The organism is Arenibacter hampyeongensis, assembly GCF_002909255.1.
GTDB lineage: Bacteria > Bacteroidota > Bacteroidia > Flavobacteriales > Flavobacteriaceae > Arenibacter > Arenibacter hampyeongensis.
This window is the reverse complement of the sequence record NZ_PIOB01000013.1, coordinates 1-24,225: the sequence shown is the minus strand read 5'-3', so window position 1 is coordinate 24,225 and position 24,225 is coordinate 1. Positions and strand designations below refer to the sequence as shown.

Genomic DNA, 24,225 nt, shown 5'->3' with positions numbered 1-24,225 from the left:
TTGTAAAGTAGTCAAAATAAACGGAAAATAACTTGAAAAAATACCTGTTAATTTTGCAGACCAGATTCCTTTGGAAATTGGAATGAACTCCAAAGGGTACTATTGATAATATCCAAGTCCCTTAAAATGAACATATACTATTACCATCCTTAGATGCCCCGAATTGCTGAATACCTAGTTTAAGGCAGAACACCGGATAGCGTTAAATTAATCTTGAAACTTCCAAATTGTCTTAAGGGATAACTCCATATTTGAATTTTGCTTTACAATTACAAAATTATTGCCAAGTCCAAAAATATTAAATTCAAAAGTATGCGGTAAACTAGATGAACAAAGGCTCAATTGTGCATATAAATATGACGTAGCTGTTAATCCGGATTATTACCAAGTGGATCTCCAATATTTAAAAGAGGAAAGTGAAATTTACTAGTAGGCTTATTTCAGAAATCGTGTAATCATATTGAAATAATATGCTTTGTTAAAGAATAAACATTTAAAGACTAAAGTCCCAGTGACTTTCACTTCATGTATATTAATGTAGTTATTTGTCTATAAAATTATTCAATTTTCCATTCCTGGCTTTTTGCCGTTATTTCAACATCCCAAGATTGGGGCGGATTTGGTACGTATTTCGGGTCGTTGTCCTTTAATGGGAAAGATTTAACCACCTCGAGGAGTTTATCAAAGTTCTCTTTTTCCTCCGAAGTGATTAAGCTATCTATGATATTATGCCGTTCGTATGGATCGTTCTTTAGGTCGAAGAATTTTTCAGGTTGTTTATTCGACCCGATAAATAATTTATATTCTTCGTTTCTTATCACCCTGTCCCTGAAAATATATTGATTTTCCACGCCATTTTCCGTTAAACGGGCATTGTTACCACCACCCATTCCTAGAATCCATTCCCTTTCCGATTTATCCGAATTATTGTACAGGACGTTTTTAAAGGATTTCCCATCTATATAATGATCGGCGTTGGCAGTTGTCCATTCACTTTTTGAAGCCACACCGGCAATATCCAAGAAAGTGGGTAATATATCCGTAAAATCGATCAGTGCATTGGATTCTTGATTGGATTTTATATGCCCTGGCCAACTTACAATAAACGGAGCAGCAATTCCAGGTTCGGTTGTACTGGCTTTGCCACCAACTATACTTTGTCCCCTATATGATCCAGTAATTGCCTTAGAAGTACCATTATCCGTGGTAAAAACTACGATAGTATTGTCCAGTAATCCATTTTGTTTCAATGCTTCCAATAACTCCCCAACAATCTTATCGGTATAACGTACCATTGCCTTATGCTTCCCTAGATTGTCCTCCGCCGACTCATCTGGCGTATTCACAAATGGGGTATGTGTCAATACCATGGGATAGTATACAAAAAATGGAACCTCTTTTTTATCCATTGTAAAATCTACTATGAAGTCCCGAAATACATCTGGCCCAAAACTACCATTATAGGTCTTGCTCCCAGCCTTGGTATAAATATAGGGATCTTGGTATCGCTCAGCACTAGCCTCAATACCACCTTCATAACCAGTCCACATACAAAATTCATCGAATCCACTTTTGGTAAGGGCATCTGGTTCTACCCTGAAATCATCAATTTGCCATTTCCCTGCAATACAGGTGGCATAACCCGCTCTTTGAAGCTCCTTGACCAATGATGGGTTCAATGTCTCATCAAAATGGGCTCCACCACCCCATCTGGGAACATCCCAATGATTGACCCAACCATTCCTAAATGGATACTGCCCTGTTAAGAGTGCAATTCTTGTGGGGGTACATTGGGGCATAGAATACACATTGTTGAACTGCATTCCAGATTTGGCCAGGGCGTCTATATTTGGAGTAATGATATCCTCGGCACCATAGCTGCTGATCCATTCCTTTCCCAAATCATCGACTAGTATAAACAAAATATTTGGCGAACGTTCGCCTCCTACTTTAGTTTTGACCGTGCCACCGCAACTAAGTAAAAGCAGGGCTATAAATGACAAACAAACTTTGTACATGATATTTATTAAGGCGTTATCTATATTTTTTTATAGATATGCTGTAGGTCCAATTTATCCTCCATAGTTTTCTGAAGTTCCAATAGGTCAGTAAAAAGTGTTTTTACTTTCTCCGAATACTCGGGGTTATCGGCCAGGTCGTTCATTTCATTGGGATCTTTTTCCAAATCGAACAAAAGCACCTTTTCTATTTTTGGATACACCAAAAGTTTAAATCCGTCTTTGCGTATCATGCGCTGAACATCCATATAGGCACCATAAACGCCATTGTAATGACTTTCCTGTCTTTCCCCTTTAATGATGTCCATAAAGCTATTGAACTGAACATATTCGGGTTTCTCTACCTTTGCCAACTCCAAGCTCGTAGCCATAATATCCTGCAAATACACATCCTGGGATAAACGTTTACCCTTGGGAATTCCTGGTCCCATAACCATCATCGGAATACGCACACTATGATCGAACATACTTTGTTTCCCAATCAATCCGTGGTGGCCCACGGAAAGTCCGTGGTCCGCTCCGAAAAAGATATAGGTATTGTCCATTTTGCCAGTGGCCTCCAAAGAGTCCAATATTACACCGATCTGTTCGTCCATATGGCTTAAGAGGGCATAATACTCCTGACGGTGTACTTTAACGGCGTATTCCGTTCTGGGGAAAGGGGCCAATGCCTCATCCCTAAGACCGGGAGGATTTCCCATATCATCTTTCCATGGATATTCCGGTAAGAAATTTTCTGGTACTTTTATATTTTCCAATGGATACATATCCAGAAACCTTTGGGGAGCCTGTCTTGGATCATGAGTAGCATTAAAAGCCAAGTACATAAAGAAAGGATCGTCTTTTTGCTTGGCCGTTTCCAAAAAGGACAGTGCATCGTCACGCACCACTTCGCTCCAATGTTTTCCTCCTTCCCAAAAGCCACCTTGTAGGGTGTCAGTAGGCGACCACTCGGTATCATCCGGACCCGTTGGCCTACCATAACCCAGCGGCATATAGTCGTTCCAATCTTTCATATCTCCGGATTCCTCTTTCCACTTCTTTATGGATGCCCCCAATTTATTTGCATGATCTTTTGGCATTCCGGGACGAATATGTCTGGCATCATTAAAGATTGTACCAGCAGGTGCCTGCACATGCCATTTTCCAGTCATGTAAGTATCATAACCCTGCTTTTCCATTAATCTGCTCCAGGTCTGGTTCAATGCGGTTGAGTCTCCTTTGGACCACAATTCACTTTTATCCTGGGCATTCCATATATACGAACCGGATATGATCATAGCACGGGATGCCACGCAGATGGCACCATTCCAACCTCCCATATTGTAGGCATGCGTAAAGGAAGTACCTTCATTAACCAAGCGATCCAAATTAGGAGTATGGACTTCATCAAAACCCAGGGCCCTGATACTTTCAAAGGTCTGGTCGTCAGCGAATAGAAAAACGATATTGGGTTTGTCCGGATTTTGTCCTTGTGTCTCCTTGTCTTTTGGATCTTGCTTACAGGCAACTGTTATTAATATTAACAGCGCTATTAAACTTTTGGTCATTCTCATATAAGTTATTTACGATTTTTATTCCTAATACGTTTGAGTTTAAATTATTTAATAATGGATATTTCAATAATCGCTTCCTTCAGCGCTATTCTCCGCAGAAGTTTTCCACTTTCTCCACTCAACTACCATTTCTTGCAGTTTTTCCGGATTTTCGTTCGCCAAATTAAAACTTTCTGCAGCATCATCCAAGATATTGTACAACTCAAAATTTTCGCCCTTGTCCTTGCTATAAATTTTGAATTCATTATCAATCAATGCTCCTTGTCCTTGAAAATCAAATGCCAATGGTTTTAATCTCTCTTTTACACTACCATTTACAAAAGGAAGCAAGTCCGTGCCATCGTATGGACGATGATCCTTTACCAGGTCCGACCCTATTATATTTGCAATGGTAGGGTAATAATCGGAGGTAAAACAGGGAGTTTCCACCCTTGTGCCCGGTTTAATTTTTCCTGGCCACTCCATAATGCCAGGAACCCTGATACCTCCCTCGCACAGGCTCCTTTTCCTACCCTTTAACCCTTTGGTCAACCCTTGTGTTCTCCCGGTAACCGATTTTCCTTCCGGGCCATTATCACTGGTATAGAAAAGCACCGTATTTTCGGCTATACCCAATTCCTTCAATTTATCGCGTAAACGCCCAACCTGCTTGTCCAAGGCGCTTATAACTCCATAATAATGTTGTTGATCTTCGGAAAGGTCGGCATAGGCCATTCGATCATCATCCCCAGCCAAAACCGGTAAATGGGGCGTGTGGAACCAAATAATGCTCAAAAATGGTTTATCCCTTTTTATGGCATTTTCAATAAATGGAATAGCTCTATCCATAATGACACGTGAATCGTCCCCTTTCAAATTTTCGGTTTCTATCTTACCTGGGCCAGTCCAATAATAAGTCCCAAACGGCTGTCCTTCAATCAGTGAACCATTTACATCTCCCGAAGATTTGGGAGGAGTGACCATAGGACCCCAAGTTGGAACTTTGGATTCTGTCACAAAACTTTCGTCGAAGCCATGGTCCCATGGTGGGGCATAATGCTCGTCATTTTCTTTTTTACCTCCCCTATTGGCATCCAAGGTATCCCGGGTAAGGGTGCCCAAATGCCATTTTCCAAAATGGCCCGTTACATACCCTTCCGCCTTCACCGTTTCACCCAAAGTTATCTCCTGCTCTTTTATATGACCACAATTGGCCGTACAAATGCCATAGCGAAGCGGATGTCTGCCGGTCATTACACTTCCTCGGGTTGGGGAACAAACGGCCGAAGCGGCATAGAAACGCTCAAAAACAGCTCCGTTGGAGGCCATGGCGTCTAAATTAGGAGTCTTTAGATGTGGGTGACCGTTATATCCGGTATCACCCCAACCTTGGTCATCCGCCATCAACAGGATAATATTGGGATGTACAACTTCAGTTGGGTCAGGTTCCATTTTTTTTGGACTTTCCAAGCAGCTTACCAATAAAACCGCCACTAGTAGCCAGTTGAAAAACAACGTAATATTTCTAATCATGTTCAAGACCGATTTACCGTTTTTTTTAGTATAGCATTGTAAATATATAATCCAAGGCAGGTTTTTCTTTTAAAGTTTTTCAATATAGACATAGTAAGCAGGGTGCACCCTGCCATCCCTATCTATTAGTTGTGCTTCCATATCATATTTTCCTGCCGGAATTTTAGCGGTAAAAGACACTTCTTTTTGGCCTTTTTCAATTTTGGCTGTTTGGTCCACGTCCGCAACATATAAATATGCCTTTTCAAAATCGTTTTTCACACTTGCCGGCATAGCCCTGTCCAGCTCCACAATTTTTTCCTGTTCTGGAAAGGTTTGATTTATGTCCAGCCCACTTTCTCGTGGAAATCGACAAAGGCTGATTTTATATTCACCATCCTCAATAAAATCTATTTTCCATCTTCCGGTAGCCTGGGTAGCAGTAACAGCTCCATATTGATGCCACATATGGCCAAATTTTCCCGTTAACATATCATGGGCGGAAATGCGGCTGGGGTTTTCCTGAGGAGAACCTACTTTTATATAAGCATATCGTTCGTTGACACCTTCATCCATAAAGGATTGCCACCATTTTTCATAACCTTCGGCCAGTTTTTCAACCACCTCCGGATGTTGAGCAAAAACATTTTTGGTCTGACTTCGATCACTGTTCATGTTATAAAGTTCAGAGCCGTTTACAAACCGCCAATTGTCATCCATTACTGAATATTTCCTGTATTTTACCAAGTTTTGTAGTCTTTGGGTATCTATGTACAGCACCCGATTTGGCCAATCTGCAGCCTGATCATATAGTAAAGGCTTCAAACTTTTACCATCCAAGGGTTTTACTGGATTAAAATTAAGCCCCAACAGATCAACAAAGGTCGGTAGCAAATCATAAGCCGCGGCCAATTTATTAATGTCTTTTCCTCCAGTAAGTTGTCCATCGGGCCAACGAATAAAAAGAGGGACCCTATGTCCACCTTCGTACTCACTTCCCTTCTGCCCCCTTAGTCCTGCATTGAAAACCTTATTTCCCCCAGCGGTTCCATTATCTGTCATGAAGATCAAGATAGTATTGTCCGCTATCTTCAATTCATCCAATTTCTTTTCCAATAATTTAAAATTATCATCGATATTGGTAATCATCCCATAAAAGCGTTGTTGCGATACTTCAAGGCCCTTAACATCCTTATACATATCCAAATATGCCTTGGGAAGGTTCAATGGCCCATGGGGTGCATTGGTAGCGATATAACAGAAAAAAGGGTTGTTTTTATTTTCTTCTATAAAGTTCATTGCCTCCGAAAAGAAAACATCGGTGCAGTATCCGTTGTATTTCTGAGTTTGGCTATTATGCCAATACGTATCATCAAAATAATCGTTACCCCAATAATCCGGTCCTTGAGTGATTCCTCCTCCACCATGTCGGACTACCTCATGGAAGCCCCTGTCTTCAGGTCGGTATGGGTAATTATCCCCCAAATGCCATTTTCCGAACATGCCGTTGGTATAGCCGTTTTGTGCCAATATCTGGGGCAAAATAACCTCATCTTCAAAAAGTAAGGACCTTCCGGCTATAGTATGGAATACATTTATCCTATTGGTATGTCTCCCCGTCATAATGGCTCCACGCGTAGGAGCACATGTAGTGGACACATGAAAATTGTTAAATCGGACCGACTCCTTGTAAAATGCATCGATGTTGGGTGTTTTAATGTAAGGGTTTCCATAACATCCCAAATCCCCCATCCCTTGGTCATCTGTTATTACTATGATGACATTGGGTTTCGTTTTGGTTGTGGCCTGTGAAAAAACCACTGGATGAAGTAATATAAATAAAAATCCTAAAATAAATTTTAGTTGTTTTTTAGTTGTTACCATTTGGTTTTATTTATTGTTCTAAAATATAGTCATTGGATAAAGGTGGCAAAAAATAAATCAATTATCACAAAGAATAATAGTTTCGTCATTTCTGAATTCGACAAACCTAATTTAAGGAAGCTCAAATTACTAAAGCATTTTGCCTTCTTAGAAAAAGATTGGGGGAAAAATACGAAACGATATTCTTTCTTGATTTTGGAATAAATACCAAAAAATTGAGCCATAAGGCCTGATTATAAAAAGCCAATTTTGGGAAGTACGGTTTTATTTGTGAAAATTCTGGACCGACTTATTCTTTTAAATCCAATAAGTCTTATAAATACTACGAAACGCAACGGCAGTATTGGACAAAACCATTCACTATTTAAATAGTTCTATAGTTTTTTCCAAGTTTATATCAGCCCCTTTCAGAATTCCCTTTTCCTTGAACAAATTGTAGATCATTCTTTTCTCTGGCCCACTAAAAATACGATCTTTAAACCAATCATTTATAACGATCTTTTCTTTCTCCTCTTGCGCCAGTTGCTCTATTTCACTGGAAACCATATGCCAATACACCCATTTATTACTGGCCAAGGCAAAACCTATATCACCATTGATAAGAGATCTTACCGGTTTGTTTCTTAATCTCTCTCCATTATCCAAAACAGCTAGAGTTTTGGTAAGCCGAACCACCTCCGAAAAAGAATACCTAAAAAAATCGCCAAATCCGTTTTGACTTACATTATATAATTTGTCCCCTACTTTTAAGTCTTCCATCTAAAAAAGGAAACAAAAATATAACTCCATTAAGGTAATATAACCCCAATCAACTAGAACTTATAAACAATACCAAAGTACAACCTCAGGTAATAATGGATATTTAATAGATAGGTCATAAATCCGCCAGCCCATTTTTAACATTTCAATGGTAACCATTAATTCAATTCGTTTATTTTTGTCCCTACAAAATTTATTATAATGAATATTGAGAGAGAATTGGGTAAAAGAAGCAACCACCAATGTGAGTTATGTGCAAGTACTGAAAAATTGAGCGTGTTGGAAGTTCAACCCTCAAGAAATGGTGGTTTGGAGGACAATCTATTAGTTTGTGAAATCTGTAAAGATCAAATAGAAAATCCGGACAACACAGACCCCAATCACTGGCGATGCTTAAATGATAGTATGTGGAGCGAACATGCCCCCATTAAGGTAATCGCTTGGCGCATGTTGAGCAGGTTAAGAAAGGAAGGGTGGCCACAGGATTTACTGGATATGATGTATTTGGAGGAAGATATATTGGAATGGGCCAGGGCAACTGGAGAAGGTGCACCTACAGAGAATCAGATTATTCATCGGGACAGCAACGGTGCAATCATTGAATCCGGTGATAGCGTTGTCCTTATCAAAGACCTTCCAGTAAAGGGATCAAGTATGGTAGCCAAAAGAGGTACCGCTGTAAGACGAGTTTCCTTAGATCATGAAAACGCGGAATATATTGAAGGTAAAATAGACGGACAACAAATTGTTATCCTGACGAAATTTGTCAAGAAATTGTAGTTCCTGTTTACGTATATTCTAAGTTTTAGAGTGTAATAATATCAATTAATGTCACCCTCCAGAATATTTTTTATGGCCAAGGTTAATATCAAATAGTACATGGCAAAAAAAGACCCATATGCTGCGCTTAGATATAAGGAGTTTAACGTTTTTTTACTGGTCCGTTTTGCCATGGTCTTTGCATGGTCCATGCAGTTCGTGATTATAGAATGGGAAGTCTATTCTTTGACCAAAAACCCCCTTTCCCTAGGTCTAATAGGGCTTATGGAGGTAATTCCGGCAGTAACATTGGCTTTATTTGCTGGTCACATTGTTGATCAAAAAGAAAAAAAAGGTTTACTTGTTAAATGTATTTTAGGCTTTTCCATAATAAGTTTGGGATTGTTTCTGCTTACCTGGCCCCAAATCGTAAGTGATTGGTCTAAGAACAGTGTTTTGTATTCCATCTATTTTTTGGTATTTCTTGGTGGTATTGTCAGGGCTTTTTTAGGGCCGACTATATTTTCGTTATTTGCTTTGATCGTTCCCAAAAAAGTATATCCCAACGCCGCTACCTGGAGTAGTTCGGTTTGGCAAATGGCAGCTGTTCTTGGGCCTGCTTTAGCTGGATTCAGTATAAATTTGATAGGGGTACATTGGTCTATGTGCCTAATCTTCGCCTTTTCCTTAATGGCACTTCTAATTTTAACCAAAATTAAAAAGAAACCGATTTTAAACCCGAATATTGGTGAACCCATATTCAAAAGTTTAAAGGAAGGTGTGAAATTTGTATTTGGAACAAAGATTATTTTGGGGGCCATTACCTTGGATATGGTTGCGGTGCTCTTTGGGGGTGCCGTAGCACTTTTACCCATTTATGCCCAGGACATACTAAAAGTGGGGCCGGAGGGATTTGGAATTTTAAGGGCCGCCCCGGCAGTGGGTGCATTGGTTATTATGTTTACCTCCGCATATTTTCCTTTGAATAAAAGTGCTGGCCTAAAACTACTGGGATCTATTTTTGGGTTTGGAATTTGCATCATAGTTTTTGGGCTTTCAACTTGGTTCTGGATTTCAGTAATCGCACTCTTTTTCAGTGGAGTGACCGATGGAATTTCAATGATTATTCGACAAACCATCTTGCAATTAAGGACGCCCGACCATATGCGTGGTAGGGTAGCATCGGTGAATTCCATGTTCGTTGGGTCCTCCAATGAGTTGGGGGCCTTCGAGAGTGGACTAACGGCTAAATTGATGGGAACGGTTACAGCAGTCGTTTTCGGCGGATGTATGACCTTAATTACAGTGTTTTTCACGGGTGCCATCTCCCCTACCTTTAGAAAACTGGATCTGAGGAAGGATATGGAAGAACACGAAAATATAGATTAAAAGGGAATATAGTTAGGTCCCGAAATAACTGCTTTCCGTCACTTCGAAAGAGTCCCTTTTTGGGACGACGAGAAGTCGCACCCCCATGATACACAATTCTAAAACGCTGGAAATCTTATTTAAATTTTCTTAAGCCTGATTGAAATACAGAGTCGAAATAATCGGTTTTCTTCCCAAATAACAGTATATCAATATCTACCTTAAAATCGAAATCCAACCTATCAAAACTTAACCTATTTGCAATAGGCATTTATTGACTATACTTTATAAAGGTTGAAAAATGAATATCCATTCCCGATTGTTGGAATCCTTACTTTCTGAAACACATTTAAATCCATTTTTCTCGTAGAAAGATTTTAATCCCTCCTCCTCAATAGTGAGCCAATAGGATTGATTTGGAAATTCTTCTTTTAATGCCATGAGCCATTTAGAGCCTAAAGCCTGATTTCTATATTTGAGATCAACGAACAAAAAGCCAATGTAATGAAAACCGGAGTCTACATACTTTTGTCCCTCCACAATTTCAAAATCCGTCATATTTGGAGGAGCCCCGTTAAATACAATGCCTCCTGCCGCCAGTTCCTCATCATTTTTAAAAACATAGATACGCGCACTCTTTTTATAATCTTTCCATATGGGAACAATTATATCCTGCCAATCTTTGGGCAGAATTTTAAAAAAATCATGACCATAGGATCCTATGTTTATCAATTCCATATAATATGATTTGCTTCAATCAATATGCCATGTCTTACAAGAGCCCCCAAGACCACAAGCGATCAAAATCATCAGACCATCTATCGCCTATATCAGTACGGTAATAAACGTTATTTATGATTATGTTACTGATCCTATTCTGCATCATTTTTTGTGCATCTTTCATAGTAATCCCGGTTCCCGTGACCAATAGGGCAATACCCGTATTTCCAGTAATTAGCCATTCGTCATTAATTTTCTTAAGGTGCATGGGATGTACTCCATCTTTCATATCTTTTTTGAAAACTATAACAGAATCTTTTGAGAATAGTTCAAAGGTTTTTTTATCCTCAAAGGGGAAAGGGGGAACCACCATATAGGCCCCGACCTGAAAACCTTTTCTTACGTTAATCTTAAAATGCTGTCCTGAAGCCAATTTATAAAACATGTTTCCCAAGGGTTCCAAAATTCCGGCCCTTTGAATAAATATCTGAGGATAACCAAATCTGGAGGTAAATTCAAGGGGATAAATACCGTTGCCATTTACGATACAGTTAATATCCAGTTGACCTATAAAACCTCCCTTGGCCAAATTGCTTTCAAACTTTTTTAAAGTAGCCTCGAAAATAGGGGAATCTTTGGTCCAAAACATACTGGATCCCATTTCCCCTGTAGATACACCCAACTCCTTAGGAAATAGCTTTTTGTGTTCGAATGTAATGTTTATGGGATATATAAACTCCTTACCATTAAAATAGGCAGAAGCCGATACCTCCACACCTTTTACTTTACGCTGCAACTGAAAATTCCCAAAATCATTTCCCCAAGATTTTTCGTAAGCCTTTAAAACCCTAATTACATCCAGCCCTTCATCATCGCTGCCCACAAAAAGCAATTGCTTGTATTCCTGGGTTTCGCCAGAGGGTTTTATTACATAGGCATTTGGATGGCTCTTTACATAATCTATCGCATCCTGAAAGTTGAAAAACTCCTTTGAGGGTAATATTTTTATTCCCTGCTTTTTCAATTCTGCCTGACCGAAACTTCGGTCCAACTCCAAAAGATCGGAATATTCCGTACCTCCCACTACCAATTTACCCTGCGCCCTTAATTCTGAACATATTTTACCGTATCCAGTGTAGTCAAAAATTAGAACATCGGCCCAATCGACTTGACTTCTCCAATCTTTTACCTTTTGAACAAATCCATACCCAATTTCCCTAGAGGGTTTATCCTCAATGTACATTTTAACCGCATGGCCTTCGCCAAGTATGGCTACAGCCATATCCAAGGTTTCTCCCCAACGGGAGACAATCAAGAAATTTCTGCTAATCTCTATTTGATTTTTTATTTTCTCTTTTTTCAATTTAAAAAGTTATTTTATTTATTGGTATTATCGAAGCAAATTGAAAAATAGGCGTTTCAATGCCCATATTATGCTATAAAACAAGTAATCCGAAAGACAATCAAATCTCCTTTTACATAAAACAATTTCGATAAATATTCGTTTATATTCTTCGGTATCCCATCAGAGGAAAAAGTATGCATACCAATGCAATGCCCGAATTCAAGAGTAAGTTTCAATATGATAAGCCTGTGCACATAGCATATAATTGTATAACAAATATATAAAAGAAACCAATTCGATGACGAGAATAAAATTGGTATAAATGAAAATTTTAATTGACCATTATCAATCTATGACTTGAAAATTCTTTAGTGAGGAAACCAGCAAATCAGTAACCAAAGAAACACTATTTTTGGACTAAAATAAATAGTACATGTTTTATTTCTTTAGCAAGAAAAAATTTTTAATAGACTATCTGGGAGATTTTGTGGATATCCACAACCACATTCTTCCTGGCATTGATGATGGCGCAAAAACCGTAGATGAATCCATAGACTTAATAAAAGGATTCTCCGAAATTGGGGTAAAGAAATTTATATCTACCCCACATATAATGCATAATTATTATCCCAATGATTATGATACTATCCACACTGCACATGGAAAAGTGCAGGACAGCCTATTAACTGAAGGCATGAAGGACATTGCATTGGATGTGGCCGCTGAACATATGATAGATTCCAATTTTGATTATCTCCTGGAAAATAATACTGTAATGCCTTTAAGAAACAGATATTTATTAATAGAAATGTCCTACTTACAGCCGCCCATTAATTTTGACGATGCTATTCAGAACATTGCTTCCCACAGGTATTTTCCAATTTTGGCCCACCCGGAAAGATATGCTTTCCTACATTTGAATTCTTCAAAGTTTATGAAGTACAAAAAAAATGGAATTCTGTTACAATTAAACCTCTTATCTCTTGGACAATTCTATGGAAAGGATGTTCAAAAGAAGGCACATAAGCTTCTACAAGGTGGCTTAATAGACTATGTCGCCTCAGATGTCCATAACCAACATCAGTTACAAAGTATAAAAGACTTGGAAATAGGCACTGGCCTCTTGAAATTGCTTTTCCCCGTTATTGAAAAAACGATATACGACTTCTATTGAATTAGTGCTGTGACACTCCAAATTCGGTAAACAACTTAGTCCATCACTAAACTAAAATTTCCACCATTTTTTTATAGACTTGCCATAACCATACCCATATTTACCTCCATATCCCAAATTGCTGTCCTTAACATCGTTTACTACAAAAGAGAGTCCATCCAACTTTCCTTCTTCCCTTAACTTTAATGGGTACTCCAATACTGCCTTTTCTGTTGAGCCAGCCCTTGTAACATACAGAATATGATCAGCATATTGACTAATCAACAATGTATCAGTAACTACCATTAACGGAGCTGTATCGACAATAACATAATCATAAGTCTCCGAAAACTCTTCAAACAACCCTTTCATGCGATTGCTCATCAAAAGTTCTGCTGGATTGGGAGGTATTTTACCGGAATAAACTACATCAATGGTGTTTTTGTACACCAACATGGAATGAACTAAATCCTTTGGCACCAATGTAGCATCGTATAGAAATTCCGTCAAACCAATATCTTTCTTCAACTTAGGCTTACCTAGTTCATCGACATCTTTATTATTAAAAAAGCTATATAATTTAGGATTTCTAATATCCGCTCCAATCAATAATACCTTTTTGTTGGTATTGGCCAAGATCATGGCTAGGTTTGAGGATAAAAAAGTCTTTCCTTCGCCGGATACGCTAGAAGTTATAAAGATTACATTTTTTTTGCCAACGCCAGTTTTGGCCTTAATTAAAAAATCCAAATTAGTACGCAATATGCGGAGCGACTCCGCCATAACGGACCGATCATCCTTTAAAATCAACTTATTATCTTTCTTTGAAAGCTTAGGTAATTCTGCTAATACTGGGACATCTTGTACCAATTTTTCTAAACCAATCTTATTATGAATTTTATTATCCAATAATTCATTAGCATAAATGACTGAAAAAGGAACCAACAAACCCAAAATTAAGGATGCCAATAAAATAATATTTTTCTTAGGGGAGATAGGTTCATTATTTACCAAAAAAGCGGCATCTATGACCTTAGATTTAGGCTCAGTAGAAGCGAAGGTAATTTGTGATTCCTCACGTTTTTGCAAAAGGTACAAATACAAAGATTCTGTTGTCTGTTGCTGTCTGGTAATATCCCTCAATGCCCTTTCATTTTTAGGAGCCGAATAGATTCTTGAATTAATTTTGGACAACTGACTACTTAAACTGTTTACTTGCAGCGCCAAATTGTTGGTGACACTATTTAAACTGGATTGCATACTGCGCTTAAGTCCCGCCAATTGTTGGTCCAAATTAATTATTATAGGGTTCCTTTCATTGGAACTTTCCAATAATCGTTTACGCTCCAATGCCAAATCGTTGTATCTTGCTGTGGTAGAAGCAATTGATGCGTCCGAAAGACCAACATTGGAAGGTAACAATTCATATCCTTCCTGGTTTTCCACAATATCCTTCATTGAGGAAGCGATATCCAATTGCACCGAGGCATTCTGCAATTCCTGTTGATTGGCAGCACCTATATTGAGATTAAGATTAGTCTGCGCCCCGATATCTGTTAAGCCCCGATTCGATTTAAAATCCTCAGCACTTTCATCCACTGTAGATAAATCCCCGTATATATTGGCAATTCTATCATCTATAAAATTCGATGTCTTATCGGCAATGGCTTTTTTATCATCTAGGGCATTTTGGTTATAATTATGGATCAAAGTATTTATAACATCTTTCCCTCTTTCTATTACTCCATCATTTATAAAAATTGATATAATATTGGAAAGATCACTGGCCACCGCCACCTGTATTTTGTTTTGATAAAATTCCGCTACCGCAGCCAATGGATTTACGACCACCATATACTTTCTGTCCAAATATTTGTTTAAATCCAAGACATTTGGCGTTACAACTATCTCCCCAACTGAAGTATTAATTGTTTTTCCAAAGAGATGTACAATTGCGGGTTGATCTTCTTCCTCCACAAATTCAAAGGAAGTCTTAGATTTTATGGTAATAAAAAAATCTTCATCAGATCTATGGACAATTGAATCCGGTGCTATAAAACTTACATTAAAAGGCGCGCTCTTATATAAATCCGAATGTTGGATATTTCCCAATGCAATTATCTTCTTATTCAAACCAAGCTGTTTAACCAATTGGATTAAATTAGATCTAGAATTTAAAACTTCAATTTCATCATCAACATTATTTCCACCACCTCCTAAAACATTCAAATCTCTAAATACATTAAGCTCCGAGGTAGTATTCTGGTCTTCCAAAATTTGTAATTTAGCCTGTATCGAATATTCTGGTGATGTATACCGAATTTTTAACATCCCCAGTAATATTGAAATTATAGCCGAAATTACAAACCATTTCCAATTCTTTAAATATGGCTTAAGCCAATCTCTATAATTCATTTTTTTTATAAAATATTAATTGTTGATTTAGCATTCATTAGTTAAGAAAAGAATTGCTCTCTAATTTCTTGTGATAAGAATTACTATGGATGTAATTAAAGTCGACGCAATAGATATGGCAATACTTGCCCTTTGATCTAAACTTGAAGCTGTAATACCGGATTTATTCGGTTCCACATATACTACATCGTTTTGTGTAAGGTAATACACCGGGGATTCTACCATTTTTTTAGTCGTTAGGTCAATCCGGGTATAAACCTTGGTACCGTTAAAATCGCGAATCACCAATACATTATCCCGAACTCCTCGAATGGTTAAATCACCGGCAAGTCCAAGTGCTTCCAATATGCTGATTTGTTCCCCGTTCACTGGGTAAGTACCCGGTCTTGTTACTTCCCCCAAAACAGTAACTGTAAAATTGCTCAAACGTATATTTATAATGGGATCTTTCAAATACTCGGCAAGGCGATTTCTTAAAAGCAGTCTCAACTCCTCAGGAGAAAGTCCTTCAATTTTCAACTTGCCAATAACTGGAAAATCGATTTCTCCTGATTCATCTACCAAATAATCTACCTGTTGAGCCTGGAAACCTCCTTCAGCCGCCCCCCTAAAGAGATTAAACGGAACGCTTGCTTCCGGATTTAATGAAGAAACATGTATGGAAACCAAATCATCTACTTTAAATTTGGAAACCGAACGATTCTTATTTACAACGGTCTCAAAATTCCCTGTGTCCTGAAAATATACCACATTCTTTCTGGAGGCACAAGAACTTAAAAGAAAAACAAATAAGATAAAGACAATGATTTTTTGACTCATAGTAATAGTGTTTAAATATAATTTTTATAGTACAAGTATAGTAAATAATTAGGATTGTAAAATTTTCGCGGACTTTATACCATCGGAATCAACTTTTGTTTCCTTTTTATCCAATTTACATAAATCGGAATTATTGGAAACATATTCTGGTACAATTTCCTTCATCAATTTTACCGTGTTTTCATTGAAGAACATATTGGAAACACACAATTCATTAATTTTTGATTTTGTCTCTTCATAAAACAATTCCCTAGACTTCCCTATCATAATTTTCTTGTGGTAGGTAGGCATGGTATCCTCCCCATTGGCCAGTAACTCTTCATATAATTTTTCACCAGGTCTAAGTCCAGTAATCTTTATATCAATATCCTCAGGGTATCGCAACCCGGATAATTTAATCATGTTTTTTGCTAGATCATATATTTTTACGGATTCACCCATATCAAATATGAAAATTTCCCCTCCTTGACCCATGCCTCCAGCTTCCAATACCAATTGTGCAGCTTCAGGAATGGTCATGAAATAACGGGTAATATCCTTATGTGTCACAGTAAGTGGCCCGCCCTTTTCTATTTGCTTTTTAAAGAGTGGTATTACAGAACCATTGGACCCCAATACATTTCCAAAACGGGTTGTAATAAATTTTGTCTTCTTATATTGCTCAGCACAGCTAATATACATTTCCGCTATCCTTTTAGTAGCCCCCATCACATTGGTGGGGTTAACCGCCTTATCAGTAGAAACAAAAATAAACTTGTCTACGTTATTATCCAATGAAAGGTCCACTATAACTTTTGTTCCTGCCACATTGATCTTAATGGCCTCATAGGAATTGTACTCCATTAGGGGCACATGTTTATAGGCTGCAGCATGGAAAACCATATTTGGCCTATATTCTTGGAAGATTGTAGACATTCTATTTTTATCCCTAATATCCCCTACAATGGGGATAAAATTGTGAAATCCATTTTGTTTTAACTCTTGTTGAAGATCGTAGAGGGCAGATTCGGCCTGATCAATTACAATTAAAGATTTGTATTCACAATTTGCAATTTGCCTTACTAGTTCACTCCCTATAGAACCGGCTCCTCCAGTTACAATAATGCTTTTATTTCTTAACTCGCCGGATATTCTACCATTCTTGATATTAATAGGAGCCCTATCCAATAAATCTTCAATCTGCACCTGTTTAATCTGGGATATTTTAAGTTCCCCATTGATCCAATCCTCTATTGGAGGTACAATTTTAACCTGTACTGGAAAATCCACCAACTCCTCAACCAGCTCTCTAAGCTGATTGCGATCTATATTCTGAATAGAAAAAATAATCTCGGAAATATCGTGGGCTTTTATAAAAAACTCTGTAAGCACTTCTGGGCTATACACCCTCACCCCATTAATATTCTTTCCTACCTTTTCATTATCCCTATCTATATAGCCCACCACTTTGGAAACACTACCGCTGTGGCTAGTTAAGGCATTTTGGGTTAATATTCCTGATTCTCCCGCACCATATATAATTACATTCTTGGTAATCTTAAATTGTTTTACCAGATTGTAATAGGCAGTTTTAAAAATATAACGTGATGCACTTAGAGCCATGAAAGCCAATAAGCTATGAATTATTATAATGGACAAAGGCACAGTAAAATCCTCCATATAATTCATTTCCCTATTCAAAATAACCATAAAAATAGTGATGATACTGGACAGACAAATGGCATTAAAGATGTTATATATATCCCTTACACCAGTATGCCTAATTACCCCTTTGTAAGAGCCTGTAATCAAAAAAGACAATAAGCCAACCACCATTATTACAGGCAACTGCAGTAATAACTTACCACTGTCAAAATTAAGCGTTAAATTAAACCGTATAAGATAGGAAAATATGAAAGTAATAGCCATCAGAATTAAATCTATTGCCAATACTATCCATTTTGAAGTATATTTTTGCGCTCGGCTACTCAAGTAATTTTGTATCATTACGTTACCTAAATTTAGTGTTATTTAAAAGTCACCATTAAAAATATGTCAATCCAACAATACCCAATTAGCGTTAACACCCTAAGATACGGAAATTCCATATTGGTTCAGCATATATTTACCATAAATACGAGCAAATAGGCCCAATTTAATCGTGAAGTAGAATTACCATAAAATCAATCGCAATTCTCTTCAAGGGTATAAAATTAAATGTAATTTTTTATAAGAGGACCGGAAGTAAGTATATTTCGGTAAACTCTCAAAAAATCGGGTGAATTCCATTTAATCGCCAAAACATTAAATTGTCTATCATTAAGTCACAACTGTTTATCGTACATTTTGCATATCCCGCCTTGGAAAGAATTTAGTTGGTAATAATCCTTCCGATGGATAAATACCTTGATTCTGCTCTAGAAACCTTTCACTTCAACATTGCCTAAATTCATAAGACTACACTTAATTATATATTTCATGAAACCTACCTTTCTCTACGGAAGCTATAGATTATGTTTGGCTAATTTTATTATGGGCTCAAGTCCAAAAATAGCCACGCAAATGCTGGATTATACTTTACCTCATCCAGAACTGCCTAAATGTGTAGTTCTGGCCTATAATAAACGAAATGAAAAAAATGAATTCAGTCTGCCAATGAGGAGGCCCGACACTAGGGTCAGTGTAACTTTAGATTAAATAGCTCCATAGACAAAATTACAATCCTTTATTAGGCAAGTAATTTCCTTGGTATTTATACATAAATATTATATTTACACCTCCTAAAAAAATTAGAATAACAAAATAATGGTGTTGGTAATTGCCTAGACTAAATCCTTTTTATGAAATTAATTACAACTAACAAATTGACATGGTCAGAACATATTTCATTATTGGCATATTTCTTTCAACAGCATAAAAGAATATAAATATGAAAATATTAATTACTGGAGCAGCTGGCTTTATTGGTTTCTTTGTATCCAAAAAATTAACTGAAAAAGGACATGAGGTTATTGGATTGGACAATATAAACGATTATTATGATGTAAATCTTAAGTATTCCCGTCTGCAGGAATTGGGCATCTCTAAAGAGGAGGCCGAATGCTTTAATAAGATATGCACAAGCAAACAACCTAATAACTCATTTAAATTTATCCGTCTAAATCTTGAAGACCGAAATGCACTTCCCGCTTTGTTCAATAAACAGCAATTTGATGTGGTGTGTAATTTGGCCGCTCAAGCAGGGGTTCGCTATAGTTTAGAGAACCCGGAAACCTATATTGACTGTAATATTGTTGGGTTTCTAAATATTTTGGAATGTTGTAGAAACAATAAAATAAAGCATTTGGTCTACGCCAGTAGTTCCAGTGTATATGGCTTGAACAAGAAAACCCCATTTGAAACTACTGATAATGTTGATCATCCTATAAGCCTATATGCTGCGACCAAAAAAAGCAATGAACTTATGGCCCACACCTATAGTCATTTATATGGCTTTCTTACAACCGGTTTACGTTTCTTTACGGTCTACGGTCCTTGGGGCAGACCGGATATGGCCATGTTCCTGTTCACGGATGCCATTATAAAGGGCAGCCCTATAAAAGTATTCAACAACGGCCAAATGGAACGTGATTTCACCTATATCGATGATATTGTGGAAGGTGTTGTCAGAATATTGGAAAAAGACACTCCTACCCGAATTGAAGCAACCGGTCGCTATAAAATATATAATATAGGAAATAACAACGCGGTGAAATTGTTGGATTTCATAGAAGCTATAGAAAACAATCTAAAAATTAAAGCAAAAAAAAATATGCTTCCAATGCAGCCCGGTGACGTTGCAACAACATGGGCCAATGTGGATGATTTAATGAAGGATTATGGATACTGTCCTAATACGACTATTAAGGAAGGGGTGGCCGCTTTTATTTCCTGGTATAAAAAATATTACATGATCAATTAGTGTAGTCCTTTTAATTTTACAATATAATATTTTATTTCCTTATAGCTCTCATAATATTCGAGGAACTCCATAGTTTTATTACATACTATTGACATACTTATTTCATTTCATCGAGTTTATTGCTACTTTAAATAATAATAATACTGATTTATAATTCTTTTATACACCTTTGTCCGGCCCAAGAATTTATAATTAAAAAAACATGTACACGACATTATCTCAATTAAACTCCAATTACCATATTTTAGTAACGGGAGGAGCTGGTTTCATAGGTTCCAATCTTTGTGAAACAATATTAAAAAACGGTAACACCCTAACCTGTTTGGATAATTTTGCCACAGGAAAACGGGAAAACATTGCCCATTTGCTCTCCAATCCCAAATTCACTTTGATCGAGGGCGATATCCGAAATTTAGACGATTGCCAAAGAGCCTGTGAAGGTGTGGATTATATATTGCACCAAGCCGCATTGGGGTCTGTTCCTAGATCGATAAACGATCCAATAACAAGCAATGATGTCAATGTTTCCGGGTTTTTAAATATGTTGGTTGCGGCTAGGGATGCTAAGGTAAAACGCTTTGTGTATGCAGCAAGTTCCTCGACCTATGGGGATTCGGTCGGGCTCCCAAAAGTCGAGGAAGTAATAGGTAAACCCCTCTCTCCTTATGCCATTACCAAATACGTAAACGAACTTTACGCCGAAATTTTCAGCAAAACCTATGGCCTGGAGACGATAGGATTACGTTATTTTAATGTTTTTGGAAGAAAGCAGGATCCCAATGGGGCTTATGCAGCAGTAATCCCTAAGTTTGTCATGCAATTGATGAAATACGAATCCCCTGTCATTAACGGCGACGGAAGCTACTCAAGGGACTTCACCTACATAGACAATGTAATTCAAATGAACCTGCGCGCCATTATCAGCAATAATGAAAAAGCAGTTAATACAGTTTATAACGTTGCTTATGGGGAACGCACCAATTTAAAGGAACTGGTCTCCCTGTTAAAGAAGTACTTGGCGGAGTTCGACCCTAAAATCGCCCATGTGGAAGCGATTTATGGCCCCAACCGCCAAGGCGATGTCCCCCATTCCTTGGCTTCAATAGACAAAGCAAAAAACTTGCTGGGATATAATCCACAATTTAATATAGATTTGGGAATAAAGGAAGCCGTACAATGGTATTGGTCCAATTTAAAATAAACTATTAAAGAATGAATTTAACTGTAATCGGAACGGGTTATGTAGGTTTGGTCAGCGGAACGTGTTTTGCAGAAATGGGAAATACTGTTACTTGCATAGATGTAGATACTAAAAAAATTGAAAACCTTAAACAAGGGATAATCCCAATTTACGAACCTGGCTTGGAAGCCATGGTCTCACGGAACATCAAAAACAACAGCATACGTTTTAGTACTGACCTAAGTTTACATCTGGAAAAATGTGATATTGCTTTTATTGCAGTGGGAACGCCCATGGGAAACGATGGTTCGGCCGACTTGAAATATGTGTTGCAAGTAGCTAGGGAAATTGGGCAGCATATGACCCATAGTTTGATTGTGGTAGATAAATCTACTGTTCCCGTAGGCACAGCGGACAAGGTAAAGGCAACTATACAAGAGGAATTGAATAAACGCAAGGTTTCAATAGAATTTCATGTAGTTTCCAATCCCGAGTTTTTAAAGGAAGGGGATGCCATAAACGACTTTATGAAACCAGATCGGGTGGTCATTGGAGCCGATAATGATGAGGCCGCAAAAAAAATGAGGACACTCTATAGTCCTTTTTTCAGAAGTAGCGTTGACCGACTAATACTCATGGACGTACGCTCAGCGGAAATGACAAAATATGTGGCCAATGCCATGTTGGCCACCAAAATTTCGTTTATGAACGAAATTGCCAATATATGTGAACTTGTAGGCGCCGATGTCAATAAAGTACGTATCGGGATCGGTTCGGACAGCCGGATCGGCTACAGCTTTATTTACCCAGGAAGTGGGTATGGCGGCTCCTGTTTCCCTAAGGACGTAAAGGCCTTAAAGAAGACTGCAGAGGAGCATGGTTATACCCCCCGGCTCATTGCCTCGGTGGAAGATGTGAACGACAGTCAAAAATTGGTCATAGCCAATAAGGTGATAAAAAGATTTGGCGAAGATTTACATGGAAAAATCTTTGCTGTATGGGGACTGGCCTTTAAGCCTGAAACCGATGATATGCGTGAAGCACCTGCCATTTATATCATTAAGGAATTAATAAATCGAGGTGCCAAAATACAGGCTTATGACCCCAAAGCCATGGAAGAGGCGCAACATTTTTATTTAAAAAACGTTATAGAGGTCGAATATTGCAATTCAAAATACGAAACCCTTTCAAATGCCGATGCCATGATCCTATTGACAGAATGGAAGGAGTTCAGATCCCCGGATTTTGAGGAATTGAAGGTGCAACTGAAAACCCCCATCATTTTTGACGGGCGCAACCAATACAATCACATATTGATGGAAGAAAGAGGATTTGAATATTTCCAAATAGGGAAGAAATAATTAAACATTTAATAAGTAAATAAAATGAGTAATATAAAAATAGCGATAATAGGATTAGGATATGTAGGACTGCCCTTGGCGCGCTTGTTCGCCACTAAATACCCCACCATAGGTTTCGATATTAACGAAGCCCGAATTAAGGAATTGAAATCTGGGATGGACAGTACTTTGGAGGTAGAAGTCGATATTTTACAGGCTGTTTTAAGTGATACCCCCAAGATAGAGAACACTGGATTGTATTGTTCTAACAAATTGGAGGATATTGCTGATTGCAATTATTATATCGTTACCGTTCCAACACCAGTAGACAGAACCAATAGACCAATTTTAACGCCATTGTACAAGGCCAGTGAAACTGTAGGCCGAGTACTTAAAAAAGGAGATGTTGTAGTCTATGAATCTACCGTATACCCAGGGGTTACCGAAGATGAATGTATTCCTGTCCTTGAGAGAATCAGCGGATTGACTTTTAATAAAGATTTTTTTGCAGGGTATTCCCCAGAAAGAATCAATCCAGGAGACAAGGAACATACGGTGGAAAAAATATTGAAGGTAACTTCAGGATCAACACCGGAAACCGGAAGGCTGGTTAACGATCTATATGCCTCTGTAATTACAGCAGGCACGCATCTGGCTCCAAGTATCAAGGTAGCAGAAGCAGCCAAAGTGATAGAAAATTCGCAGCGCGATATCAATATTGCCTTTGTAAACGAATTGGCCAAGATCTTTAATCTGATGGGAATAGATACCCATGAGGTACTCGAGGCAGCAGGGACCAAATGGAATTTTCTTCCCTTTAAACCAGGATTGGTCGGCGGACATTGTATTGGTGTTGACCCCTATTATCTTGCCCAAAAAGCCCAAGAATATGGTTACCATCCAGAAATAATTTTGGCAGGTCGCCGCATGAACGACGGTATGGGCAAGTATGTGGCATCGGAAGTGGTAAAGCTAATGGTGCAAAATGATATTAAAGTTAAAGGATCTAACATTCTAACCTTGGGCATCACTTTTAAGGAAAATTGCCCGGATGTTAGGAATACAAAGGCAGTAGATGTCATCAACAATTTAAAGAGTTATGGAGCAAATATTACGACCTATGACCCATGGGCATCCCCCGAAGAAGTGGAACATGAATATGGCTTGGATACGACAAAAACCCCTCCTAATGAAAGATTCGATGCCATTGTCTTGACCGTAGCACATAAGGAGTTTTTAAACCTAGATTTAAAAGGCATGTTGAAACCACAAGCTGTGCTCTATGATGTTAAAGGAATATTAAAGGATATTGCAAATGGCAGATTGTAGTTAATAGGACTATCTTATAAAGTGTGTAAATAGAAAATAGCGGGGGAATGCCCCAGTCATGGTCGGAAGAAATTCCGACCATTTTTTTATGTTTCAAAATGATCTAATTTCCCTTCACATTTTACGACTATCATAGCAATAGCCAAATT

18 protein-coding genes are annotated in these 24,225 nt (G+C 37.9%); 8 read left to right on the top strand and 10 right to left on the bottom strand.

All coding sequences use genetic code 11. From position 1 onward, the window contains the following. Nucleotides 1–557: 557 nt before the first annotated feature. The 5 genes from CWD91_RS20710 to CWD91_RS20685 all read right to left on the bottom strand — a co-directional run bounded on the left by CWD91_RS20710 (nt 558) and on the right by CWD91_RS20685 (nt 7,708). A complete protein-coding gene (locus CWD91_RS20710; RefSeq protein WP_103442891.1) occupies nt 558–2,018 on the bottom strand; it encodes a sulfatase-like hydrolase/transferase in 1,461 nt (486 codons plus the stop codon). A gap of 20 nt (nt 2,019–2,038) precedes the next feature. Beyond that, a complete protein-coding gene (locus tag CWD91_RS20705) occupies nt 2,039–3,568 on the bottom strand; it encodes a sulfatase-like hydrolase/transferase (protein WP_103442890.1) in 1,530 nt (509 codons plus the stop codon). Between the two features lie 69 nt (nt 3,569–3,637). Next, a complete protein-coding gene (locus CWD91_RS20700; RefSeq protein ID WP_205164678.1) occupies nt 3,638–5,086 on the bottom strand; it encodes a sulfatase family protein in 1,449 nt (482 codons plus the stop codon). Nucleotides 5,087–5,155: 69 nt separating this feature from the next. Further along, nucleotides 5,156–6,949, bottom strand: coding sequence for an arylsulfatase (locus CWD91_RS20695; RefSeq protein ID WP_103442889.1), 1,794 nt, complete (start codon nt 6,947–6,949; stop codon nt 5,156–5,158). A 360-nt stretch (nt 6,950–7,309) separates the two neighbouring features. Next, nucleotides 7,310–7,708: a pyruvate kinase gene (locus tag CWD91_RS20685; protein WP_103442887.1), complete on the bottom strand. Its 399-nt coding sequence runs from the start codon at nt 7,706–7,708 to the stop codon at nt 7,310–7,312. A gap of 201 nt (nt 7,709–7,909) precedes the next feature. Between CWD91_RS20685 and CWD91_RS20680 the strand changes: the two genes are divergently transcribed. Together CWD91_RS20680 and CWD91_RS20675 are read left to right on the top strand one after the other, a co-directional pair. Beyond that, nucleotides 7,910–8,488, top strand: coding sequence for a PhnA domain-containing protein (locus tag CWD91_RS20680; RefSeq protein WP_103442886.1), 579 nt, complete (start codon nt 7,910–7,912; stop codon nt 8,486–8,488). Nucleotides 8,489–8,587: 99 nt separating this feature from the next. Beyond that, nucleotides 8,588–9,856, top strand: coding sequence for an MFS transporter (locus tag CWD91_RS20675; RefSeq protein ID WP_103442885.1), 1,269 nt, complete (start codon nt 8,588–8,590; stop codon nt 9,854–9,856). A gap of 264 nt (nt 9,857–10,120) precedes the next feature. Here the strand turns inward: CWD91_RS20675 and CWD91_RS20670 are convergent, their stop codons facing one another. Both CWD91_RS20670 and CWD91_RS20665 read right to left on the bottom strand, forming a co-directional pair. Beyond that, a complete protein-coding gene (locus tag CWD91_RS20670; RefSeq protein WP_103442884.1) occupies nt 10,121–10,573 on the bottom strand; it encodes a GNAT family N-acetyltransferase in 453 nt (150 codons plus the stop codon). Between the two features lie 34 nt (nt 10,574–10,607). Further along, nucleotides 10,608–11,918, bottom strand: a complete 1,311-nt coding sequence (locus tag CWD91_RS20665; RefSeq protein ID WP_239985887.1) for a phosphoribosylamine--glycine ligase — start codon at nt 11,916–11,918, stop codon at nt 10,608–10,610. 415 nt (nt 11,919–12,333) lie between these two features. Here CWD91_RS20665 and CWD91_RS20660 point away from each other — a divergent pair, with 415 nt between their 5' ends. Then, the gene (locus tag CWD91_RS20660) at nt 12,334–13,074 is read left to right on the top strand and encodes a tyrosine-protein phosphatase (protein WP_103442883.1); all 741 of its coding nucleotides are present in this window, start codon (nt 12,334–12,336) and stop codon (nt 13,072–13,074) included. Between the two features lie 51 nt (nt 13,075–13,125). On the opposite strand, the gene CWD91_RS20655 is transcribed toward CWD91_RS20660, so the two are convergent. From CWD91_RS20655 to CWD91_RS20645, 3 genes are read right to left on the bottom strand one after another with little or no spacing between them, the layout of a single operon-like run. Continuing rightward, entirely contained in the window at nt 13,126–15,468 is a 2,343-nt protein-coding gene (locus CWD91_RS20655; protein ID WP_103442882.1) for a GumC family protein, read from the bottom strand. A 60-nt stretch (nt 15,469–15,528) separates the two neighbouring features. Continuing rightward, the gene (locus CWD91_RS20650; protein ID WP_103442881.1) at nt 15,529–16,287 is read right to left on the bottom strand and encodes a polysaccharide biosynthesis/export family protein; all 759 of its coding nucleotides are present in this window, start codon (nt 16,285–16,287) and stop codon (nt 15,529–15,531) included. Nucleotides 16,288–16,335: 48 nt separating this feature from the next. Further along, nucleotides 16,336–18,273: a polysaccharide biosynthesis protein gene (locus CWD91_RS20645; RefSeq protein WP_103442880.1), complete on the bottom strand. Its 1,938-nt coding sequence runs from the start codon at nt 18,271–18,273 to the stop codon at nt 16,336–16,338. Between the two features lie 471 nt (nt 18,274–18,744). On the opposite strand from CWD91_RS20645, the gene CWD91_RS22735 reads away from it, so the two are divergent. The 5 genes from CWD91_RS22735 to CWD91_RS20625 all read left to right on the top strand — a co-directional run bounded on the left by CWD91_RS22735 (nt 18,745) and on the right by CWD91_RS20625 (nt 24,076). Next, nucleotides 18,745–18,963, top strand: a complete 219-nt coding sequence (locus CWD91_RS22735) for a hypothetical protein (RefSeq protein WP_157943858.1) — start codon at nt 18,745–18,747, stop codon at nt 18,961–18,963. A 232-nt stretch (nt 18,964–19,195) separates the two neighbouring features. After that, nucleotides 19,196–20,227: an NAD-dependent epimerase gene (locus CWD91_RS20640; protein ID WP_103442879.1), complete on the top strand. Its 1,032-nt coding sequence runs from the start codon at nt 19,196–19,198 to the stop codon at nt 20,225–20,227. 202 nt (nt 20,228–20,429) lie between these two features. Next, nucleotides 20,430–21,428, top strand: a complete 999-nt coding sequence (locus CWD91_RS20635; RefSeq protein WP_103442878.1) for an SDR family oxidoreductase — start codon at nt 20,430–20,432, stop codon at nt 21,426–21,428. A gap of 11 nt (nt 21,429–21,439) precedes the next feature. Then, on the top strand, nt 21,440–22,768 hold the full coding sequence (locus CWD91_RS20630; RefSeq protein WP_103442877.1) for a UDP-glucose dehydrogenase family protein: 1,329 nt from the start codon (nt 21,440–21,442) through the stop codon (nt 22,766–22,768). Nucleotides 22,769–22,792: 24 nt separating this feature from the next. Further along, nucleotides 22,793–24,076, top strand: coding sequence for a nucleotide sugar dehydrogenase (locus CWD91_RS20625; RefSeq protein ID WP_103442876.1), 1,284 nt, complete (start codon nt 22,793–22,795; stop codon nt 24,074–24,076). Nucleotides 24,077–24,225: the final 149 nt, after the last annotated feature.